The following is an 18,795-nucleotide window of genomic DNA, read 5'->3' as shown; positions in this document are numbered from 1 at the left end:
GCCTCAGGAAGCAGTAGCGCTGGGAAAACCAGTGCAAGTTTTGGGTATGTAGCGGCTGAGAATGTAGCCCCATTGAATTTCAGGAAGACCATCCCTGACCACTCTGGCAGAACCGTGTTGGGCATCGCTGCAGATGGCCATAAGAACGGGACGCCAATGGCAGGGGCTCCAGCCCCCAGACGGAACAACGCTTCCAGTAACTGATTGCGTTTAGTCTTGTCGAGCGCGATGCCTGCTGCTTCAACCACGCCCGCCAGTTCTTCCTGCAGCGTGTCAAAATAATCATCATCCAGATCTGTTGCTGGCGTGCCTGTCTGAGGGTTCCCACGGGTAAAGCCGTTCTTTCCCGCGCCGAATTTATCTTTCTGCGCAGTGGGTGTGTCGATACGATGCATAATGTCTCCGGTTACGGATATTTGAAAATAACGTAGGTATGGGAAGGGCAAAGCTTGTTGATGACACATTCAGCGACGGTGTCACCCCAGTAACGAATCGGAGTACTACAGTCGTCAATACAGGTCATCCATGTGGCATCGGTGCTGGCGGGCATGTTGACCTGCCAGTAATAACGCCACTCTGTTGAGTACGTTGCATCGATACAGGATGACGTGCACTTGAACGGGCCTTTGTTATAGCGGGTGATCGTCGCGCCTGGCTTACCCAGCGCGGCGAGTTGTTTTAGATAAAACGATTCGTTGATGCCGCCGATAAGATTTACTTTCGCATCAAGCCGCTGCTGGCGCTGGCGCATCGTCTGCGTCCCGGTCGGGATACACTCATCCGGCAGGCCACAGCACTTTTCCCAGCGGTTAATCAGTTCGGTGGTGGTTCGGGGATCAATCTCCAGCATGAGGTCGTCGCCCCGCTGATGCACTCTCAGTAACGACGGTGCTGCTCCCTTAATGGCGGCATCATCAACTGACCAGGCGGGTCCGGGAGGAAGCAGCGCCCCGAGCAGGTGAATATAATCATCTTCCGTCACGCCCACGTGATCACCCCCAGCACCGCCAGTTCGTTCTTCGCAATTTCAGTATCAGAAACCGGTGCAATGAGCTTATGGCTGTGCTCACCTGCAGCAATCGAAATGGCCTCATTGATTCGCGATAATTCCAGCGTACCTTCGGGGTAGCCGTCGCGCAGCAGGAACGAACGCAGTTCGGCCTCAACAGCGGAACGCGTCGACGCATTGTCAGGGTTTAAATCAATGGTGAAATCGACAGTCTTCGCGGTTGCCTTGAACACATAAAGATCGGAGCCTGCCACAGGAGCCAGCGGTTCAATGTGCGCCTGCGCGGCGGCGACGGTAGCATCATCCAGAATCGGATTAAACAGATCACTGCTGGCCACCATCACACCGACCGTGCCTGCTCCCATCCAGTGACGATACGTCCACGCACGGGTGATGCCCGGCACTTCTTTCGCCCAGACGACATAATCACCATCTGCACCGCCCTGCGGCGTCCAGTAGTAGCGCTCCAGAACACGTGCGCGCCATACCTCCAGATCTTCAATATCAAATCCGCCAACAAGCGTGTCAGCCTGGCCGCCTGAAGGCAGACCGTTGACGGGTGTTACCAGTGAAAGAAGAATGCCGTCGTCGCTGTTGCCGACAGAGCCCGTGACATTGCAGGAAATCGGCACACGCAGCACCCCTCCCGCGCTGGTTGTGTCTTCCAGAGCGGTGTACTGAACAAGATCATCGCGCTGAATAACTGACCCGGCAGTAACCGTGAGATTGTTTGCGACACCGTCCCAGCGTATAAAGCCAGAGGCTTCTATAGCCTGTTTACGCGGGCAGCGCTTCATGGCTGCATGACGTGCCAGCCAGGATTCATCACATAAGTCCGGCAGCAGGTTCATTGCCAGATAATCGATATAGCCGTAAACGGTGTGCAGGGCTCCGGCATAGACCTTAGCCCTGACATCTTCATCCATCCGGCGAAGTTCATCGTTAATATCCAGCCGCGCAAACAGGTCGGTGCGGATCATGCTGATATTTTCGGCCAGCGTGGGCCGCTGGAATTCACTGTCCGCCATGAGTGATCACACTCCATAAGTCGTTAAAGGAAAAGGTCACCGGGCCGTCCCGGTGCCAGAGCACGATGCGATTACCGAGTTCATTAATGCCTGTACGCTGAATATCGATGTCGATGCGTGAAACCACCCCATCGTCGAGCATCCACTGAAGCGCGGCGCGCAGATAGGTGCGCACCGTATTGACGAGGGCATTGGTCAGTTTGCTGCGCTGTAAGAGCCACAGCTTTGAACCGTAGCGATCGTTTGCCACCACAGGCCAGGTATCACCCCACCAGCCCATAGGTACATCAGCATTGTCATCAGGATCGGCGCGGCGGTGAGTAAACAGCGAAATCACCACGGCGCGGGTGAGCGGGTCAAGCGGTGAACTGGCGCTGACCTGCTGGCCGTTTACCGTTAGCCAGAGTTCCATCATGCCTCCATTGGTGTATCAGGCGTGTCAGTGGTGTTTCCATTCTCTTTGTGTTTGTGCCCGTTGTAGGCAATGCGCATGGCCGCCATTGTCTGGCCCGAAGAATCACATTGGTCCTTGATATGCCCCGTTGACTCTATTGGCATCTCAAAGCGTGCTTTAGGGGCATTTTTGAATGTAATGACTTTTCCTCCCCCATCCACCACAATTCCGGCGCGCGTCAGCGTGACTGACTGACCGAGATCGTCGTAAATAGCCACCTCACCGGTTTTGAGTCCCTTCACCCGGTAACGTCTGTCGGCAACGGTTATCGCGACGGCATGAGAGCGATCCCCGTCCGGAAACAAAATAATGGCTTCCGCGCCCGACTTAGCGCGGGACGTAAACCCGTAGGATTCCAGATGCTCAATTCCGGCTTTCTTCTGCCCGGCCAGCAGCTCAACATCTACCGTCTGGCATTTACTGGCCGCATTGATGCTCTTCACTACCGCACGACCAATGAGGCTAAGCACCTGGCGCTGAAGGTTCTGCATCGTTCCCATCAGAATGGGTCCTCCTTCACTTTGCGTTTTTTCCCGCCCTTCGCTTTCTCGTCTTCCGGCTCCGGAAGGTAGGCATCAGGCGGTCCGACACGCAGCTCTGTCAGAGTACCGTTATTGTCTTTTGTGAATGAAACTTCAGCGATGAGCAGTTCGCGGTTATTGAAACCGCAAATAGGGTCGTAAACGATGACGCGCTGATTGGGTTGGTGGCGCATGATAGTAAAATCATTCGCGTGCCAGTCGTTATGTGGCCACTGGCATTCGAATTTACGCTCAAGCCAGGCATCAAGACATGGCAATCCACCAGCGCGTTGAATCACCAGCATACGTTTGACCTGGCTGTCGTCTTCCCACAAGCCAGCATGTGTAAGGGCATCGAACAGCGCTTTGTTGTAGTTGTCGATATCACGGCGGCGGGCATCTGGTGGGAAGAGAAATATCTCAACCGCTGCCGGTGATGATGATGGTTTTGGTAGGCAACGGAGCTGTTCGATAATTGCTGCACATGCTGCGCTCTGGAATGCCCTGCCCTTCTCGCTAATGAGCGTGCGACCTTTCAGCGGGCCGCTATTCGGTGAACGCCAGTAAGTGTTTACGCTTGGAGGGAACGGGAGAACGAGTTTCATGCGGAATACTCCTTCGCTTTAGTAATTGGTACAGCCCAGCCTGATACGAGTTCAACATCCGGTGACACCGCCTGATTTCCCCAGTGGTCCCAACCAGGAGCACCGCAGCGGCTGAACAGTTCAATGCGCGGAACGTCTCCGTAAAGCTGTTCAAGGCGTAAACGTGCCTCTGCTGGCTTCTGGCTATGCTCACCGAGGGGGCTATAAATCACCTGCTTGAGATTTTTCACTTGGCGCTCAAGCCCTTTTCCCTTGGTGGCGATCAGCAGGTCCTCGGTGTTGGCACGGGTATAGTTGCCGCCATTCATGCGGGTCTGGACGTTCAGCAGGTCGAGGAAGTCGTAAAAATCCTCTACCTCACCCGCCTGGAGTGCTTTGTTGATGTGACGCTCTGCCAGTTCGTTGAACTTTACCCAGGTGAATCCCTTCATCGTCCTGACCTTAAAGCCCCACGCTTCAGCAAGCGCAATCGCTTCGCGGGTGTGAGTGCCGGTGAACCACATAGCCAGAACGGAATCTTCAGCGGCCAGCTCCCATACAGGAAGGCGCTTCATGTCGTTCAGTTTCATCGTGCCGTAGTGGTTAACCGCTGCACCGTTGCTGACAGTGTTCCCATACTCCCAGGCTGGGTCGGCATAAATCAGTGAATAATTCATTCATGTCCCCCGGTGAATTTACCTGCCAGATACCAGTCACACTGTGACGTTGGCTGTTTGGCGTTACGCAGGCAGCGTTGACGTTGTTTAAGGCAATGCTCGCGCTCGGCTCCTCCTTCAGAAAGGCGGAAGGCTTCCAGCCAGCACGTTGCTGCGCGGCGATACATGCCTCTGTCCTGAAGTTTTTTAGCCTGTGAGATGTATGCGGTTACGGTCTTGTTGCAAGAACGGTTTCGCCCGTTATCGCCATCTCCGGAGTTAATGGCGTAGTAGCGGTACTGGTTGCCATCCAGCACGCGAGCTGCAAAGTTGTAATCGTGAAGCCTGCAAACAGTACGCTGAACAGATTCAACGGTGTGACGGCTGACACAGCGTCAAACCCGAAACGGCTGGTTAAGCCAGGATTGTCAGCAATGAACGCTTCGAGAGTTTTCATCAGGCTCATGGTTTATCCCCTGAATCCGTCAGGAACACTGGAGTAATCAGTGTGCTGGAAACTTTCTTTGAAAATTCCTTCAGAGCGAACCCACTGACCATTCACACTGGCAGGACGGTTCGCTTTGTCCCATGAGTTCGCTGATTTCAGGTATCCAGGAACTTCACAACGCGTTTAACCAGACCACCAGCGAGATCGCAAAACTCGTCAATAAGTCGGTGGCTACCGTTGAAAAGTTGCTGTTGCTGAGTACCGCGAATCATGACGTGCAGCGTGAAGTTAAATCCGGTGCTGTTTCCGTAGATGTGGCCGTTGACCGCGTAAAAGAGTACGGCGAGAAAGCTGGTGATGTACTTCAGAAAGACAAAGCCGCTGCCGCTGCCCAGGGCAAAAAGAAAGTCACCCGCAGTGTTATCACTCCCGAAATTAGCGTGAAGAAAGCCCGCCGCCTCGTTGAGCTTTTGGCCTCAGTTTGTAATGAGGAAGGTGTTTTCACTTTAGAGGGTTTAGTCGCTGCTGAAGTACTTTCAATCATTGATGAGCATAAGGCACTTCAACTTCGCCAGGGAGGTGCGGTATGAGCAAGCTATCCAATGGGTTTATCCTTCGCGCAGTGTGGCATGCAGTTCTGAAACAACTACCCGTCCGCGCCACCATGAATTACTTCGGCGATGGAAAGGTAGTTGGCCTTTGTCGTAATGAACATTTCTGGATGCGTACGAGTACCCACATTTGCACCACTGGCCGCAAGCATTCATTGCGCCTTCCGCTCAGCGATAGTCAGTCCATGAACCGTATTAAGCACCTTGTTGAGGATGGTCACCTTGAGCGTGAACAGATGACAGGAGGCGCTTTTTATTTCCGACTTCCTGACAGTCTGAACCAATCAGCTTTTGAACGCTGCCTCGAACTTATGCGATCGGAAGGTCTTACGGAGAAAGCTACCAACGTCATCAATTACGATGAAATCGTAGAGCGGGTAAGCGGGAAATTAATGGCTGAGTTTGGCGATATCGATTTGAGAAAGGGGGCATCCAAATGAGCATCGACAAACATGGTTCTATCAAGCATCCAGCCATTCGCTACCACGGTGGTAAATTCCGGCTTGCACCATGGATTATCGCGCAGATGCCAGCGCATACATGCTATGTGGAACCATTCGGCGGCGCTGCCGGTGTACTGCTACAAAAGCCACGTAGCTATGCTGAGGTCTATAACGATCTCGATGGCGAAGTGGTCAACCTTTTCCGGGTTTTGCGCGATTCGAACATGAATCAGCACCTGCAGGATGTGTGCGCATTGACACCGTATTCCCGTGAAGAGTTCTGCGCAGCACGTGAGCCAGCAACCCATCCAGTCGAAAGAGCACGAAGGATGGTTGTTCGCGCTTGCATGGGGTTCGGATCTGCATCAGGCATTGGCGGAAATTCAGGTTTCAGAAGCGATAGCAAACGAAAATATGCAACTGCGGCGCACTTATGGGAGCGCTATCCATCAAATTTGGCGGCGGTTTGCCAGCGTTTGCAGGGGGTCATTATCGAAAATAAAGACGCCCTAGCGGTAATGCGCGCTCACGATGCCAAAACAACTTTGCACTACATAGATCCTCCATACGTACCCGAAACCCGAGTTCAGGGAAACCGATACTACAACCACGAAATGACCGTAGAAGGACATGAGCAATTGCTTGCTGTGGCCAAAACTCTGTCAGGCATGGTGATGATTAGCGGGTATGACACTGATGTTTACAACGACATGTTGACCGGTTGGACAAAGACAGAAAAGGCATCGCGTATTAGCGCTGGGCGAGGTACGAAAGTTCGAACTGAATGTCTTTGGGTCAATGCCGCAGCTGGCATCTCAGTAAAAGGGGAATGACATGGCACTCACGAAGAAACAACGCGCAGAGCTGCGCCTGAAATTCGGTGGTCGTTGTGCTTATTGCGGTTGTGAATTGCCAGAAAAGGGCTGGCACGCTGACCACGTCGAAGCAGTGCTTAGAAAATCTGAGCAGTGCATGAAATCGGCGGCAAAGGGAATATTCAAACTCAAATCTACTGGTGAAGTGTTCAGGCCAGAGGCTGATTGCTTTGAGAACCTTTTCCCGGCATGTGCGCCGTGTAACCTCATGAAAACATCCTATTCGCTGGAAATGTTCAGGAAGCAAGTTTCTCTACAGGTTGAGAGGGGTCGCAGGAGCAGCATGAATTTCCGCACCGCAGAGCGCTTCGGGCTGGTTGAAGTAGTGACTAAGCCAATTGTGTTCTGGTTTGAGCAATACCCGCCGCAGGAGGTGAAGCCGTGATCAGGGGAAAACTAATCAGTAGCCAGCGATATATTGATAATAAAAAGGTCGCTGATCGAGCCATGCGCTTTAAACGATTCATTGTCTCGGTCTATCCCATAGTTTTGCGCGGCCAACAATATACGATCCTCATGGACGGTCATCACAACTACGCCGCTGCTAGTTTAGCTGGGGTAGCGCCTGATTACCGTCCAATTAGTAAGAAGGTGATGAAAATCATTAGTGGAATGAGTGAACGTGAGCGTGAAGGTTTATTCATCAATAATGTCACTGATAGCAACTATTACTATGTTGAAACTGGAGAGGTAGTCGAGGAATTATTGCTACCTGATACTTCGGTAAAGTTTCAGGCTCATGCTGGCAACCAATGGATTTTCGGTGGTTAATGATGCCAAGCAAATTCAAACAGCGGCGTACTCGCCGCCTTAAATCCGATGTGGCCTGGTGGATGGCTGAAGCGCAGGACTGGAAGGATATCGCGCTGGAACACGCGCTGGAAATCGAAAGGCTACGCGCTCTGGTTATTCGCGTTCCAATGCCGGTGATTGTACCGCGTGATATGGCCCACCAGCTCTATCACACCGAAACAATAAGATGCCGTACCTGCAATGATGGACTCCGTGGCGGATGCTCATCTTGCGTATTCAATAAACAGTAGCCGGGTGCAGCCGGTTTAGTGGAGAAGAAACCATGAAGCAGATGCTAACGCTTGAGGAATGGGCAGAGGAGAAATTCCGTAGTAATCCCCCAGCTGTGAATACCTTGCGGCGCTATGCCAAGCAAAATCTGTTTTCGCCACCGGCAATGAAACAAGGAAGGCTATGGAGAGTAAGGGAGGACGCAGAACTTGTAGGTGAGCTAACAAAACCAGAAATCCGTAAATCAGACTCGATAAAACTACAAAGGATATTGAACGATGGCAGCTCGACCTCGTAAAAACAACGTCAAAGTTCCCAACCTTTACCCGCTATTCAGTCGTAAAGTTAATAAGGTTTATTGGCGCTATAAACATCCGGTAACCGGAAAGTTTCACAGCCTCGGAACTAACGAGGCTGAAGCAACAGCAATAGCAATCGAAGCTAATGCACGCCTAGCTGAACAGCGCACCCGGCAGGTTTTAGCTATCAGTGACAGGATAGCCACCAGCAAAGGAAAAGCGATAACAACAAATACATGGTTGGATCGTTATTGGAAAATACAGGATGAAAGACTGGAGAATGGTGATATCAGGCCGAACACTCATAAACAAAAGGCTAAACCTGTCGCCCTCCTCCGCGAGAGCGTAGGAATGAAACTGATATCAGCCGTCGATGTTAGGGATGTTGCCCAGATACTGGAGTCCTATGTTGCAGACGGCCAGCCACGAATGGCGCAGGTTATACGTTCAGTATTGATCGATGTTTTCAAGGAAGCCCAGCATTATGGCGAGGTTCCACCGGGCTATAACCCAGCCTCAGCAACCAAACAGCCACGTCGCCGGATCACCAGGCAGCGCCTCAACCTCGAAGAATGGCAAAAGATTTTCGAGATAGCTGATGCACGCCATCAGTATATGGGTAATGCAATGCTATTGGCCCTCGTTACTGGTCAGCGACTCGGTGATATTTCGAATATGAAGTTCAGCGATATTTGGGATGACTATCTTCATGTTGTTCAAGAGAAGACGGGAAGCAAGCTGGCAATCCCTCTTTCCCTGAGACTGAACGCGATTGACTGGAGTTTGAGGGACGTAGTGGCACGCTGCCGCGATTATGCAGTTAGTCCGTACCTGATACATTTTTTTCGTGCTACCTCGATGGCAAAACGAGGGGCGCAGGTAAAGTCGAACACATTAACGATGAATTTCAGTAAGGCTCGTGATAAAGCAGAAATAAATTGGGGAGATGGGACGCCAGCAACCTTCCATGAACAACGTTCTTTAGCTGAGCGCCTTTACGAAGCTGAAGGAATCGATACCCAGAAACTCTTAGGACATAAATCCCCCAATCAGACGGCTCGGTATCATGATGATCGAGGTAAGGAATGGCAAAAGATTAACTTTGTTAATGTCTAATAAAAATTTTTAACTTCGACAAAATCTTTGATGTACTTGTCTAATCCTTTACGATTGAAAAAACCAAAACCTTCAAAATCTTTAGTTACTTTCCAATCGCTAAAAACATATGCCAAACAGACCAAATGAAGGAACTTAATGGGCATCGTATAATTTGCGATCTCATAATATCTTTCCTTGTATTTCTCAGGGCAAGATTCATTAGTAAATTTAAATAGGATGTAAAAACTACGAACGGCAGAAAAAATGGCCATCGAGGATTCAATATCAAACTTAGAAAAATGTTCGCATAGTTTTTCTGCTTTTCTTGATTTGCATGAATTTATTAGATAGCCCTCTAAATACGATACTGCTTCAGCAGCCGAGTAGACTTTTTTATTTCTACCATTGATTTTGAGGGCGTCAAATTCTCTTCTAGATACTTCAGCAAGACTGTAAAAGGATGATTCGAAAGAACGAAGCTCATCCATCTCTTTCTGTCTTTCTGAAACTTCATGCATCTGCATGTTTTGTTTTATGATGCTATCGTTAGCCTCTTGTTGCAGATTTATAGATTTGATCAACATAATCATAGTAAAAAACGTCAGAATGGGGTTGGTCACACCTCCAATGAAATCTCCAAATGTTCCCCATTCTGATTTATCACTTGGAAAGCCATTTAAAGGATCGAAGTTGGAGAAATAAATCACCCAAGCAATAAAAATAACTAAAAAAGCTACATACCTTATCATATCAATCCATTACAACGCGGTGAAGACTGTATTTTTTAATGTCCCCTAGAAAGTTCCTTATTGTTGTAACCTCGAGTTGTAAACGAGTGAAATCATCATTATCCGTGTTGGCGGCTAAATTTCTAGATAGCCTGCGTTTTTGATCAGCCGGGAAATCCCTCCACATAAATGAAGGTTCAAAACTAACGGATTCCGAATCTTCTTCAAGGATAAGTCTTCCCGTTCCCGTTAGACGATTAAATCTTGTAATGGAAGCCTCAATAATAATCCTTTCATCATCAGAACGTTCAAAAGTTAAATTTTCAAGGGTAGAATGATCATATCGCGCAAGATTCGTTCTTCTTCGTTTGAGTTCAACAGTATAATTCTGCTCTTCTATCGGCTTATGTAGCTTCAAAAGAGGACCATAAAGTCTCTTCATTAATGAAATATAGTCTGGTTGAAGCTCTTCTACAATTCTTTCGGCTCTTCTGTACGTGAAATCATAAGGAGTTAATAACGGTCTTGTAAGATAATAAGACATTACATCTAAAAATGCCCCCTCTCCAATTGCTTGGTAATTACGACGTTGCTCTTCGCCAGTTATTTTAAGCATGAAACGTTGTCTAAAAGACCCTTCATAACTGGTACGAAAAGATGCTGTAATGCCTTCGATTGAAGGAATTTTAGTAACGACTTCGCGATTTAGAATCGTATTGGTTAGGACAGTAATTATCTCTGATGTACCTTCAAGTGCTTTTGAACCGTAGTAAAAATCTAGCTCCGTGAATCTTTCCTCGCCATCACTTACAACCACTTCCATAGGAACATGAATTTCCATTCTCTAAATTCCAAATAAAAAACATGGTTTTAATATGTCTCAACTGATTGAGTTTTGACAACTTATTTTGATAAAATTTTGATAACCATTCGAATACTAATAATAAAAACGGGAACCATCAGGCTCCCGTTCTTGTATAACCCAGCGAGTGGATTACATGTTCGCGATAATCGCGTCGCCAAACTCTGAACATTTCAGAAGCTTAGCGTCGTCCATCAGACGTTCGAAATCGTAAGTCACGGTTTTGGCGTTAATCGCGCCTTCCATGCCTTTCACGATCAGGTCTGCGGCTTCGAACCATTCCATATGACGCAGCATCATTTCAGCGGACAGGATGATTGAACCTGGGTTCACTTTATCCTGGCCTGCGTACTTCGGTGCCGTACCGTGGGTAGCTTCGAACAGTGCGCATTCGTCACCGATGTTTGCACCAGGCGCGATACCGATCCCGCCAACCTGCGCCGCCAGGGCATCGGAGATATAGTCACCGTTCAGGTTCATACACGCGATCACGTCGTATTCTGCTGGACGCAACAGGATCTGCTGCAGGAACGCATCGGCGATAACATCTTTAATGATGATCTCTTTGCCGGTGTTTGGGTTCTTAATTTTCTGCCACGGACCGCCGTCGATCAGTTCGCCGCCGAATTCTTCAGTCGCCAACTGGTAACCCCAGTCTTTGAATGCGCCTTCGGTGAACTTCATGATGTTGCCTTTGTGAACAATAGTCACAGAGTCGCGATCGTTGGTGATTGCGTATTCGATAGCTGCGCGCACCAGACGTTTAGTACCGTCTTCGGAGCACGGCTTGATGCCGATACCGCAATGTTCAGGGAAGCGAATTTTCTTCACGCCCATCTCTTCGCGCAGGAATTTAATCACTTTTTCTGCGTCAGCAGAGTCCGCTTTCCATTCGATACCCGCGTAGATGTCTTCTGAGTTTTCACGGAAGATAACCATGTCGGTCAGCTCCGGACGTTTTACCGGGCTTGGTGTACCCTGGTAGTAACGCACTGGGCGCAGACAAACATACAGATCGAGTTCCTGACGCAGAGCAACGTTCAGGGAACGGATACCGCCGCCGACCGGGGTGGTCAGTGGGCCTTTAATCGCCACGCGGTATTCGCGAATCAGGTCCAGCGTTTCTGCTGGCAGCCAAACGTCCTGGCCGTAAACTTGGGTCGATTTTTCACCGGTGTAAATTTCCATCCAGGAAATTTTACGCTCGCCTTTGTAGGCTTTCTCAACAGCGGCATCAACCACTTTCAGCATTGCAGGAGTAACGTCTACACCGATTCCATCACCTTCAATGAAGGGAATAATCGGGTTGTGTGGAACGTTAATTTTGCCGTTTTGCAGGGTGATCTTTTTACCTTCCGCCGGAACAACTACTTTGCTTTCCATTAACCTCTCCTTCGAGCGCTTCTGGTTGTTACTGATCTTATGTTAATAATTTGTAATGAGCCGTCCGATAGTACCTGAATGTCCGGCGCCATGAAAGGCATTCGTTATTAGGCTATAATGCGGCAATTGACCCACGCTGAAAATACCATGAAGAAAACTTCTTTTAGAAATCACCGGGTTGAGCGATTCAGCTCACAACAAGCCACCAGAAGAACAGCAGTAAACCCGCCAAAACGGGTCATTTTGTTCAATAAACCCTACGATGTTTTGCCGCAGTTCACGGACGAAGCCGGCCGCAGCACCCTGAAAGATTTTATTCCTGTTCAGGGCGTGTACGCCGCGGGACGTCTGGACCGCGACAGCGAAGGCTTACTGGTATTAACCAACGACGGCGCATTGCAGGCAAGCCTGACCCAGCCGGGTAAACGCACCGGAAAAATCTACTACGTTCAGGTCGAGGGTGAACCAACGGACGAAACGCTGGCTGCGCTGCGTCACGGCGTGGCGCTAAACGACGGTCCAACGCTGCCTGCTGGCGTTGAGCGGGTCAGCGAACCGGAGTGGCTGTGGCCGCGTAATCCACCGATTCGCGAGCGTAAATCCGTTCCCACCGCCTGGCTGAAAATCACCCTGTATGAAGGCCGCAATCGGCAGGTTCGCCGGATGACGGCCCACGTTGGTTACCCTACCCTGCGGCTTATCCGCTATGCCATGGGTCATTACACGCTGGATTCCCTTGCCAACGGGGAATGGCGCGACGCAACGGAATAAGGAGAAATCATGTTCAAGCCTCATGTTACGGTGGCCACACTGGTTCACGCGCAGGACAAATTTTTAGTCGTTGAAGAGACAATCAACGGCAAAGCGCTGTGGAATCAGCCCGCCGGGCATCTGGAAGCGGACGAAACGCTGGCCCAGGCCGCCAAACGCGAGCTGTGGGAAGAGACCGGTATAGATGCGCAGCCACAGCATTTCATCCGTCTGCATCAGTGGATTGCACCCGACCGCACGCCGTTCCTGCGCTTTTTATTCGTCATCGAACTTAACGAAATGTGCGCCACTGAGCCGCATGATGACGATATTGACCGCTGCCTGTGGGTCACAGCTGAGGAAATTCTTAACGCGCCAAACCTGCGCTCGCCGCTGGTTGCCGAAAGCATTCGTTGCTATCAGACGGGCAGCCGCTTGCCGCTTGATGTTATCAGCGAATTTAACTGGCCGTTTACAGAGGGTGTCAACGGTGGGGGCGCGTGATAGAATATGCCGCCTTTAAGTTCAATGTCGTGAGTATTCCTATGTCAGCAAGCCCAAAAAAAGTGATCGTCGGCATGTCCGGCGGTGTCGACTCCTCCGTTTCTGCCTGGCTGTTGCAACAACAGGGCTATCAGGTCGAAGGCCTGTTCATGAAGAACTGGGAAGAAGATGACGGCGAGGAATACTGTACAGCGGCTGCTGATCTCGCCGATGCGCAGGCCGTGTGCGATAAACTCGGCATTGAACTGCACACCGTTAACTTTGCGGCGGAATACTGGGACAACGTCTTTGAACTGTTCCTGGAAGAGTACAAAGCGGGTCGCACGCCGAACCCGGATATTCTGTGCAACAAAGAGATCAAATTTAAAGCCTTCCTGGAATTCGCCGCGGAAGATCTAGGCGCTGACTTTATCGCGACCGGTCACTACGTGCGTCGTGCAGACGTTGATGGCAAAAGCCAACTCCTGCGCGGCCTCGACGCCAACAAAGATCAGAGCTACTTCCTCTATACGCTCGGCCATGACCAAATTGCGCAAAGCCTGTTCCCGGTCGGTGAACTCGAAAAACCTGAAGTCCGCAAAATCGCCGAAGAGCTTGATCTGATTACCGCGAAGAAAAAAGACTCAACCGGTATCTGCTTTATTGGTGAGCGCAAATTCCGCGAATTCCTGGGGCGTTACCTGCCGGCTCAACCGGGCAAAATCATCACCGTGGATGGCGATGATGTGGGCGAACACCAGGGCCTGATGTATCACACGCTCGGACAGCGCAAAGGTCTGGGTATTGGCGGTACAAAAGAAGGCAGCGAAGAGCCATGGTACGTTGTCGACAAAGACGTTGAGAACAATATTCTCGTCGTTGCCCAGGGTCACGAACATCCGCGCCTCATGTCTGTCGGTCTTATCGCCCAGCAGTTGCACTGGGTGGATCGCGAGCCGTTTACCGGTACGCTGCGTTGCACAGTCAAAACCCGTTATCGCCAGACCGATATTCCCTGCACCGTGACGGCACTGGATGAAGAACGCGTTGAGGTTCGTTTCGACGAGCCGGTTTCTGCCGTGACGCCAGGCCAGTCAGCCGTTTTCTATAACGGTGAAATCTGTCTGGGCGGCGGTATTATTGAACAGCGCCTGCCTCTGGCAGCGGTGTAAAAGAGCACACTAAAAGGAGCCCGTGTGGCGAAGAATTATTATGACATCACCCTGGCACTGGCAGGAATTTGCCAGTCTGCTCGTCTGGTGCAACAGCTGGCGCATCAGGGGCATTGCGATGCTGACGCGCTGCACGTTTCGCTTAACAGCGTTATCGATCTCAATCCTGGCTCAACGCTGGGGGTGTTCGGTGGCAGCGAAACAAATCTTCGTCTCGGTCTCGAAACGCTGCTCGGCGTGCTGAATGCCAGCAATCGTCAGGGGTTGAACGCAGAATTAACACGCTATACGCTCAGCCTGATGGTTCTAGAGCGTAAGCTGAACAGCGCAAAAGGCGCGATGGATACGCTCGGCGATCGCATCGCGGGATTACAGCGTCAGCTCGATCACTTCGATCTGCAATCTGAAACGCTAATGAGCGCGATGGCCGCCATTTACGTCGACGTCATCAGCCCGCTGGGTCCACGTATTCAAGTGACCGGCTCCCCTGCCGTGCTGCAAAGCTCGCTGGTGCAGGCGAAGGTCCGCGCCTCGCTTCTGGCTGGCATCCGTGCCGCCGTTTTGTGGCATCAGGTTGGCGGTGGCCGACTGCAATTAATGTTTTCTCGTAATCGCCTGACCGCTCAGGCAAAACAAATTCTTGCTCATTGTTAACCTCCCGGAGTTGCGAATTATGGAATTATCCTCACTGACCGCCGTTTCCCCTGTTGATGGACGTTACGGCGATAAAGTCAGCGCGCTGCGCGGGATTTTCAGCGAATATGGTCTGCTGAAATTCCGTGTACAAGTTGAAGTACGCTGGCTGCAAAAACTGGCCGCGCACGCAGCAATCAAGGAAGTTCCTGCTTTTGCTGCCGAGGCAAACGATTACCTCGATAAAGTCGTGGCAGAATTCAATGAAGAAGATGCCGCACGTATCAAAACGATCGAGCGCACCACCAACCACGACGTGAAAGCGGTTGAATATTTCCTGAAAGAGAAAGTGGAAAGCATCCCTGCGCTGCACGCGGTGTCTGAATTTATCCACTTCGCGTGTACTTCCGAAGATATCAACAACCTCTCTCACGCGCTGATGCTCTCTACCGCCCGTCAGGAAGTGATTCTGCCTTACTGGCGCAAAATCATCGATGCGGTCAAAGATCTGTCCGTTCAGTATCGCGACATTCCGCTTCTTTCCCGTACGCACGGTCAGCCAGCGACCCCATCAACCATGGGTAAAGAGATGGCGAACGTGGCGTACCGTATGGAGCGCCAGTTCCGCCAGCTGGAACAGGTTGAAATCCTTGGCAAAATAAACGGTGCGGTTGGCAACTATAATGCGCACATCGCCGCTTATCCGGAAGTTGACTGGCATCAGTTCAGCGAAGAGTTCGTGACCTCTCTGGGCATCCAGTGGAACCCGTACACCACGCAGATCGAGCCGCACGACTATATTGCTGAGCTGTTTGACTGCATCGCCCGTTTTAACACCATCCTGATCGACTTCGATCGTGACGTGTGGGGCTATGTGGCGCTGAACCACTTCAAGCAAAAAACCATCGCGGGCGAAATTGGCTCGTCCACCATGCCGCATAAAGTGAACCCGATTGACTTTGAAAACTCCGAAGGCAACCTGGGCCTGGCGAATGCTCTGCTGCAGCACATGGCGAGCAAACTGCCGGTTTCCCGCTGGCAGCGCGATCTGACCGACTCCACCGTTCTGCGCAATCTGGGCGTGGGTATTGGCTACGCGCTGATTGCTTACCAGTCCACTCTGAAAGGCGTGAGCAAGCTGGAAGTGAACCGTGACCGTCTGCTGGACGAGCTGGACCACAACTGGGAAGTGCTGGCCGAGCCGATTCAGACGGTGATGCGTCGCTATGGCATCGAAAAGCCATATGAAAAACTGAAAGAGCTGACGCGCGGCAAGCGTGTTGATGCTGAAGGCATGAAACACTTTATCGATAGCCTGGAACTGCCGGAAGACGAAAAAACGCGTCTGAAAGAGATGACGCCAGCCAATTATATTGGCCGTGCTATCACCATGGTTGATGAATTGAAATAAGGCCCCCGCCCTCTTTCCGCCCGGAAAGAGGGTTCCTTCCACAGCGTTTACTCAATGTTTATCCCCACAGCCACATAATCAGCGTTAAACTATTCATACCATTAATGTTAGGGAGAAGAGATGATGCGCGTATTGGTTGTTGAAGATAACGCTTTGCTACGTCATCACCTGAAAGTTCAGCTTCAGGAAATGGGTCATCAGGTTGATGACGCAGAAGATGCAAAAGAAGCCGATTATTATCTCAATGAACATCTGCCCGATATCGCCATCGTCGATTTGGGCTTGCCGGATGAAGACGGTCTGTCGCTGATCCGCCGCTGGCGCAGCCATGATGTCTCTCTCCCCGTACTGGTTTTGACCGCACGCGAAGGCTGGCAGGACAAAGTCGAAGTGCTCAGCGCGGGCGCAGATGATTACGTCACCAAACCGTTTCACATCGAAGAGGTCGCCGCCCGTATTCAGGCACTGATGCGCCGCAACAGCGGTCTGGCCTCTCAGGTGATCTCGCTACCACCATTCCAGGTCGATCTGTCTCGCCGTGAATTTTCTATCAATGATGAAGTCATCAAACTGACGGCGTTTGAATACACCATTATGGAAACGCTGATCCGCAACAGCGGCAAAGTGGTGAGCAAAGACTCATTAATGCTTCAGCTTTACCCGGATGCCGAACTGCGCGAGAGCCATACGATTGATGTGCTGATGGGACGTTTGCGCAAAAAAATCCAGGCGCAGCATCCGCATGACGTCATCACGACGGTGAGGGGTCAGGGATACCTGTTTGAATTACGCTAAATGAAAAGACTTCTTCGTCATATTTTGCCCCTTTCTCTGCGGGTCCGTTTTTTGCTGGCCACCGCAGCGGTGGTTCTGATTCTCTCGCTCGCCTACGGCATGGTGGCGCTCGTGGGCTACAGCGTTAGCTTTGATAAAACGACCTTCCGTCTGCTGCGCGGGGAGAGCAATCTCTTCTACACGCTGGCGAAATGGGAAAACAACCACATCAGCGTCGACATGCCCGAGAATCTGAATCGGCAAAGCCCGACGATGGCGCTGATTTATGACGAGAAAGGCAAGCTGCTCTGGGCACAACGCCATGTTCCGTGGCTGGAAAAAAGTATTCGCCCGGAATGGCTCAAAACGAATGGTTTTCATGAAATTGAAGCTGACGTGAATGCCACCAGCAGGTTGCTCGACAATGATGCGTCCATGCAGCGTAAACTCGCCGAAATCCGTGACGATGACGACGACACTGAAATGACGCACTCGGTAGCCATCAATCTTTATCCCGCCACGATAGATATGCCCCAGCTGACGATTGTGGTTATCGACACGATTCCCGTTGAGTTAAAACGCTCCTATATGGTCTGGAGCTGGTTCGTGTATGTGCTGGCGGCTAACCTGCTGCTGGTCATTCCGCTGCTGTGGATCGCCGCCTGGTGGAGCCTGCGGCCTATCGAATCGCTGGCCAAAGAGGTGCGCGAGCTTGAAGAACACAATCGCGAAAAACTCAATCCAGAAACCACCCGCGAGCTGACAAGCCTGGTGCGAAACCTGAATCGCCTGCTCAAAAGCGAACGCGATCGCTACGACAAATATCGCACCACGCTAACTGATCTGACGCACAGTCTTAAAACCCCACTCGCCGTCATGCAAAGTACGCTGCGTTCGATGCGCGGTTCAAAACTGAGCGTGGATGATGCCGAGCCGGTAATGCTGGAGCAGATCAGTCGTATCTCGCAGCAAATTGGCTACTACCTGCACCGCGCCAGCATGCGCTCAGGCAGCCCACTGTTAAGCCGCGAGCTGCATCCCGTCGCACCGCTGCTTGACAGTTTGACCTCCGCGTTGAATAAAGTGTATCAACGCAAAGGCGTGAATATTAGTCTCGATATTTCGCCTGAAATCAGTTTTGTCGGCGAGAAAAATGATTTTGTCGAAGTAATGGGAAACCTGCTGGATAACGCCTGCAAATATTGCCTGGAATTTGTGGAAGTGTCCGCGCAACAGACGGATGACACTTTGCACATCATCATTGAAGATGACGGGCCTGGGATCCCAAAAAACAAACGCGATGTCGTTTTCGATCGTGGCCAACGCGCAGACACGCTGCGTCCGGGTCAGGGAGTTGGGCTTTCCGTTGCCCAGGAGATTGTCGAGCAGTACAACGGCAAAATTGAAACCAGCGATAGCCTGCTGGGTGGCGCGCGGATGGAGGCTATTTTTGGTCGCCAGCACCCCTCTTCCGACGATAGTTAGCGCGGAATGTGAAAAAAGCGAGATTCCCGCACGCAGCCTTGTGAGCTTCCGTTATAATCCGAGTC

24 protein-coding genes and 3 pseudogenes are annotated in these 18,795 nt (G+C 51.0%); 15 read left to right on the top strand and 12 right to left on the bottom strand.

Translation table 11 applies throughout. From position 1 onward, the window contains the following. The 9 genes and pseudogenes from ACKI5T_RS07655 to ACKI5T_RS07615 all read right to left on the bottom strand — a co-directional run. Positions 1–395 (bottom strand): annotated as a pseudogene (locus ACKI5T_RS07655) (hypothetical protein); the annotation flags it as partial. Positions 396–406: 11 nt separating this feature from the next. Then, entirely contained in the window at positions 407–988 is a 582-nt protein-coding gene (locus ACKI5T_RS07650) for a YmfQ family protein (protein ID WP_407436776.1), read from the bottom strand. After that, a complete protein-coding gene (locus ACKI5T_RS07645; protein WP_407436774.1) occupies positions 979–2,037 on the bottom strand; it encodes a baseplate J/gp47 family protein in 1,059 nt (352 codons plus the stop codon). The genes ACKI5T_RS07650 and ACKI5T_RS07645 overlap by 10 nt, the downstream gene beginning before the upstream one ends. Further along, positions 2,024–2,449, bottom strand: coding sequence for a phage GP46 family protein (locus ACKI5T_RS07640; RefSeq protein ID WP_186752759.1), 426 nt, complete (start codon positions 2,447–2,449; stop codon positions 2,024–2,026). Before ACKI5T_RS07640 ends, ACKI5T_RS07645 begins: the two co-directional genes overlap by 14 nt. Further along, positions 2,449–2,991, bottom strand: coding sequence for a phage baseplate assembly protein V (locus ACKI5T_RS07635; protein ID WP_407436772.1), 543 nt, complete (start codon positions 2,989–2,991; stop codon positions 2,449–2,451). The genes ACKI5T_RS07640 and ACKI5T_RS07635 overlap by 1 nt, the downstream gene beginning before the upstream one ends. Before the next feature lie 317 nt (positions 2,992–3,308). Continuing rightward, positions 3,309–3,617 (bottom strand): annotated as a pseudogene (locus tag ACKI5T_RS07630) (RusA family crossover junction endodeoxyribonuclease); the annotation flags it as partial. Further along, complete coding sequence (locus ACKI5T_RS07625) at positions 3,614–4,273, bottom strand: MT-A70 family methyltransferase (RefSeq protein WP_407436770.1); 660 nt, start codon at positions 4,271–4,273, stop codon at positions 3,614–3,616. The pseudogene ACKI5T_RS07630 and the gene ACKI5T_RS07625, both read right to left, overlap by 4 nt. Further along, entirely contained in the window at positions 4,270–4,569 is a 300-nt protein-coding gene (locus ACKI5T_RS07620) for a PerC family transcriptional regulator (protein ID WP_407436768.1), read from the bottom strand. The genes ACKI5T_RS07625 and ACKI5T_RS07620 overlap by 4 nt, the downstream gene beginning before the upstream one ends. Beyond that, positions 4,482–4,718: a hypothetical protein gene (locus ACKI5T_RS07615; RefSeq protein WP_407436766.1), complete on the bottom strand. Its 237-nt coding sequence runs from the start codon at positions 4,716–4,718 to the stop codon at positions 4,482–4,484. The genes ACKI5T_RS07620 and ACKI5T_RS07615 overlap by 88 nt, the downstream gene beginning before the upstream one ends. Positions 4,719–4,861: 143 nt before the next feature. On the opposite strand from ACKI5T_RS07615, the pseudogene ACKI5T_RS07610 reads away from it, so the two are divergent. The 8 genes and pseudogenes from ACKI5T_RS07610 to ACKI5T_RS07575 form a co-directional block, all read left to right on the top strand. Beyond that, positions 4,862–5,290: pseudogene (locus ACKI5T_RS07610) on the top strand (chromosome partitioning protein ParB); the annotation flags it as partial. Beyond that, the gene (locus ACKI5T_RS07605; RefSeq protein ID WP_407436764.1) at positions 5,287–5,751 is read left to right on the top strand and encodes a hypothetical protein; all 465 of its coding nucleotides are present in this window, start codon (positions 5,287–5,289) and stop codon (positions 5,749–5,751) included. The pseudogene ACKI5T_RS07610 and the gene ACKI5T_RS07605, both read left to right, overlap by 4 nt. Continuing rightward, the gene (locus tag ACKI5T_RS07600) at positions 5,748–6,587 is read left to right on the top strand and encodes a DNA adenine methylase (RefSeq protein ID WP_407436762.1); all 840 of its coding nucleotides are present in this window, start codon (positions 5,748–5,750) and stop codon (positions 6,585–6,587) included. Before ACKI5T_RS07605 ends, ACKI5T_RS07600 begins: the two co-directional genes overlap by 4 nt. Position 6,588: 1 nt before the next feature. Next, the gene (locus tag ACKI5T_RS07595; protein WP_407436760.1) at positions 6,589–7,014 is read left to right on the top strand and encodes an HNH endonuclease; all 426 of its coding nucleotides are present in this window, start codon (positions 6,589–6,591) and stop codon (positions 7,012–7,014) included. Continuing rightward, positions 7,011–7,400 (top strand): chromosome partitioning protein ParB, encoded by a 390-nt coding sequence (locus ACKI5T_RS07590; RefSeq protein ID WP_407436758.1) that lies wholly within the window; start codon positions 7,011–7,013, stop codon positions 7,398–7,400. The genes ACKI5T_RS07595 and ACKI5T_RS07590 overlap by 4 nt, the downstream gene beginning before the upstream one ends. After that, positions 7,400–7,672 (top strand): hypothetical protein, encoded by a 273-nt coding sequence (locus tag ACKI5T_RS07585; protein WP_407436756.1) that lies wholly within the window; start codon positions 7,400–7,402, stop codon positions 7,670–7,672. Before ACKI5T_RS07590 ends, ACKI5T_RS07585 begins: the two co-directional genes overlap by 1 nt. Before the next feature lie 32 nt (positions 7,673–7,704). Next, positions 7,705–7,950: an excisionase gene (locus tag ACKI5T_RS07580; RefSeq protein WP_407436754.1), complete on the top strand. Its 246-nt coding sequence runs from the start codon at positions 7,705–7,707 to the stop codon at positions 7,948–7,950. Then, positions 7,931–9,067, top strand: a complete 1,137-nt coding sequence (locus ACKI5T_RS07575) for a phage integrase Arm DNA-binding domain-containing protein (protein ID WP_407436753.1) — start codon at positions 7,931–7,933, stop codon at positions 9,065–9,067. Before ACKI5T_RS07580 ends, ACKI5T_RS07575 begins: the two co-directional genes overlap by 20 nt. On the opposite strand, the gene ACKI5T_RS07570 is transcribed toward ACKI5T_RS07575, so the two are convergent. The 3 genes from ACKI5T_RS07570 to icd form a co-directional block, all read right to left on the bottom strand. Further along, a complete protein-coding gene (locus ACKI5T_RS07570; protein WP_407436751.1) occupies positions 9,064–9,798 on the bottom strand; it encodes a hypothetical protein in 735 nt (244 codons plus the stop codon). The two genes, ACKI5T_RS07575 and ACKI5T_RS07570, sit on opposite strands and share 4 nt — an antisense overlap. A gap of 1 nt (position 9,799) precedes the next feature. Continuing rightward, entirely contained in the window at positions 9,800–10,618 is an 819-nt protein-coding gene (locus ACKI5T_RS07565) for a hypothetical protein (protein WP_407436749.1), read from the bottom strand. A gap of 153 nt (positions 10,619–10,771) precedes the next feature. Continuing rightward, positions 10,772–12,022 (bottom strand): NADP-dependent isocitrate dehydrogenase, encoded by a 1,251-nt coding sequence (icd, locus tag ACKI5T_RS07560; protein WP_059178273.1) that lies wholly within the window; start codon positions 12,020–12,022, stop codon positions 10,772–10,774. A 117-nt stretch (positions 12,023–12,139) separates the two neighbouring features. Between icd and rluE the strand changes: the two genes are divergently transcribed. The 7 genes from rluE to phoQ all read left to right on the top strand — a co-directional run bounded on the left by rluE (position 12,140) and on the right by phoQ (position 18,730). Then, positions 12,140–12,793, top strand: a complete 654-nt coding sequence (gene rluE, locus ACKI5T_RS07555) for a 23S rRNA pseudouridine(2457) synthase RluE (RefSeq protein ID WP_407436747.1) — start codon at positions 12,140–12,142, stop codon at positions 12,791–12,793. A gap of 9 nt (positions 12,794–12,802) precedes the next feature. Beyond that, positions 12,803–13,276 carry an NUDIX hydrolase gene (locus tag ACKI5T_RS07550; RefSeq protein WP_407436746.1) on the top strand — a complete coding sequence of 158 codons (474 nt, stop codon included), beginning with the start codon at positions 12,803–12,805 and terminating at the stop codon, positions 13,274–13,276. 41 nt (positions 13,277–13,317) lie between these two features. Continuing rightward, positions 13,318–14,427 (top strand): tRNA 2-thiouridine(34) synthase MnmA, encoded by a 1,110-nt coding sequence (mnmA, locus tag ACKI5T_RS07545; RefSeq protein ID WP_407436744.1) that lies wholly within the window; start codon positions 13,318–13,320, stop codon positions 14,425–14,427. 24 nt (positions 14,428–14,451) lie between these two features. Next, positions 14,452–15,081, top strand: a complete 630-nt coding sequence (gene hflD, locus ACKI5T_RS07540; protein WP_407436742.1) for a high frequency lysogenization protein HflD — start codon at positions 14,452–14,454, stop codon at positions 15,079–15,081. Positions 15,082–15,100: 19 nt separating this feature from the next. Further along, positions 15,101–16,471 carry an adenylosuccinate lyase gene (gene purB / locus ACKI5T_RS07535; protein WP_407436740.1) on the top strand — a complete coding sequence of 457 codons (1,371 nt, stop codon included), beginning with the start codon at positions 15,101–15,103 and terminating at the stop codon, positions 16,469–16,471. A gap of 123 nt (positions 16,472–16,594) precedes the next feature. After that, positions 16,595–17,266: a two-component system response regulator PhoP gene (phoP, locus tag ACKI5T_RS07530; RefSeq protein ID WP_041689375.1), complete on the top strand. Its 672-nt coding sequence runs from the start codon at positions 16,595–16,597 to the stop codon at positions 17,264–17,266. Then, positions 17,267–18,730, top strand: a complete 1,464-nt coding sequence (phoQ, locus tag ACKI5T_RS07525) for a two-component system sensor histidine kinase PhoQ (RefSeq protein WP_407436738.1) — start codon at positions 17,267–17,269, stop codon at positions 18,728–18,730. The last annotated feature ends 65 nt before the right edge of the window (positions 18,731–18,795 follow it).

The sequence above is a fragment of the Lelliottia sp. genome (assembly GCF_045627565.1).
In the GTDB taxonomy this organism is placed as follows: Bacteria; Pseudomonadota; Gammaproteobacteria; order Enterobacterales; family Enterobacteriaceae; genus Enterobacter.
This window is presented reverse-complemented; position numbering and strand designations above follow the sequence as displayed.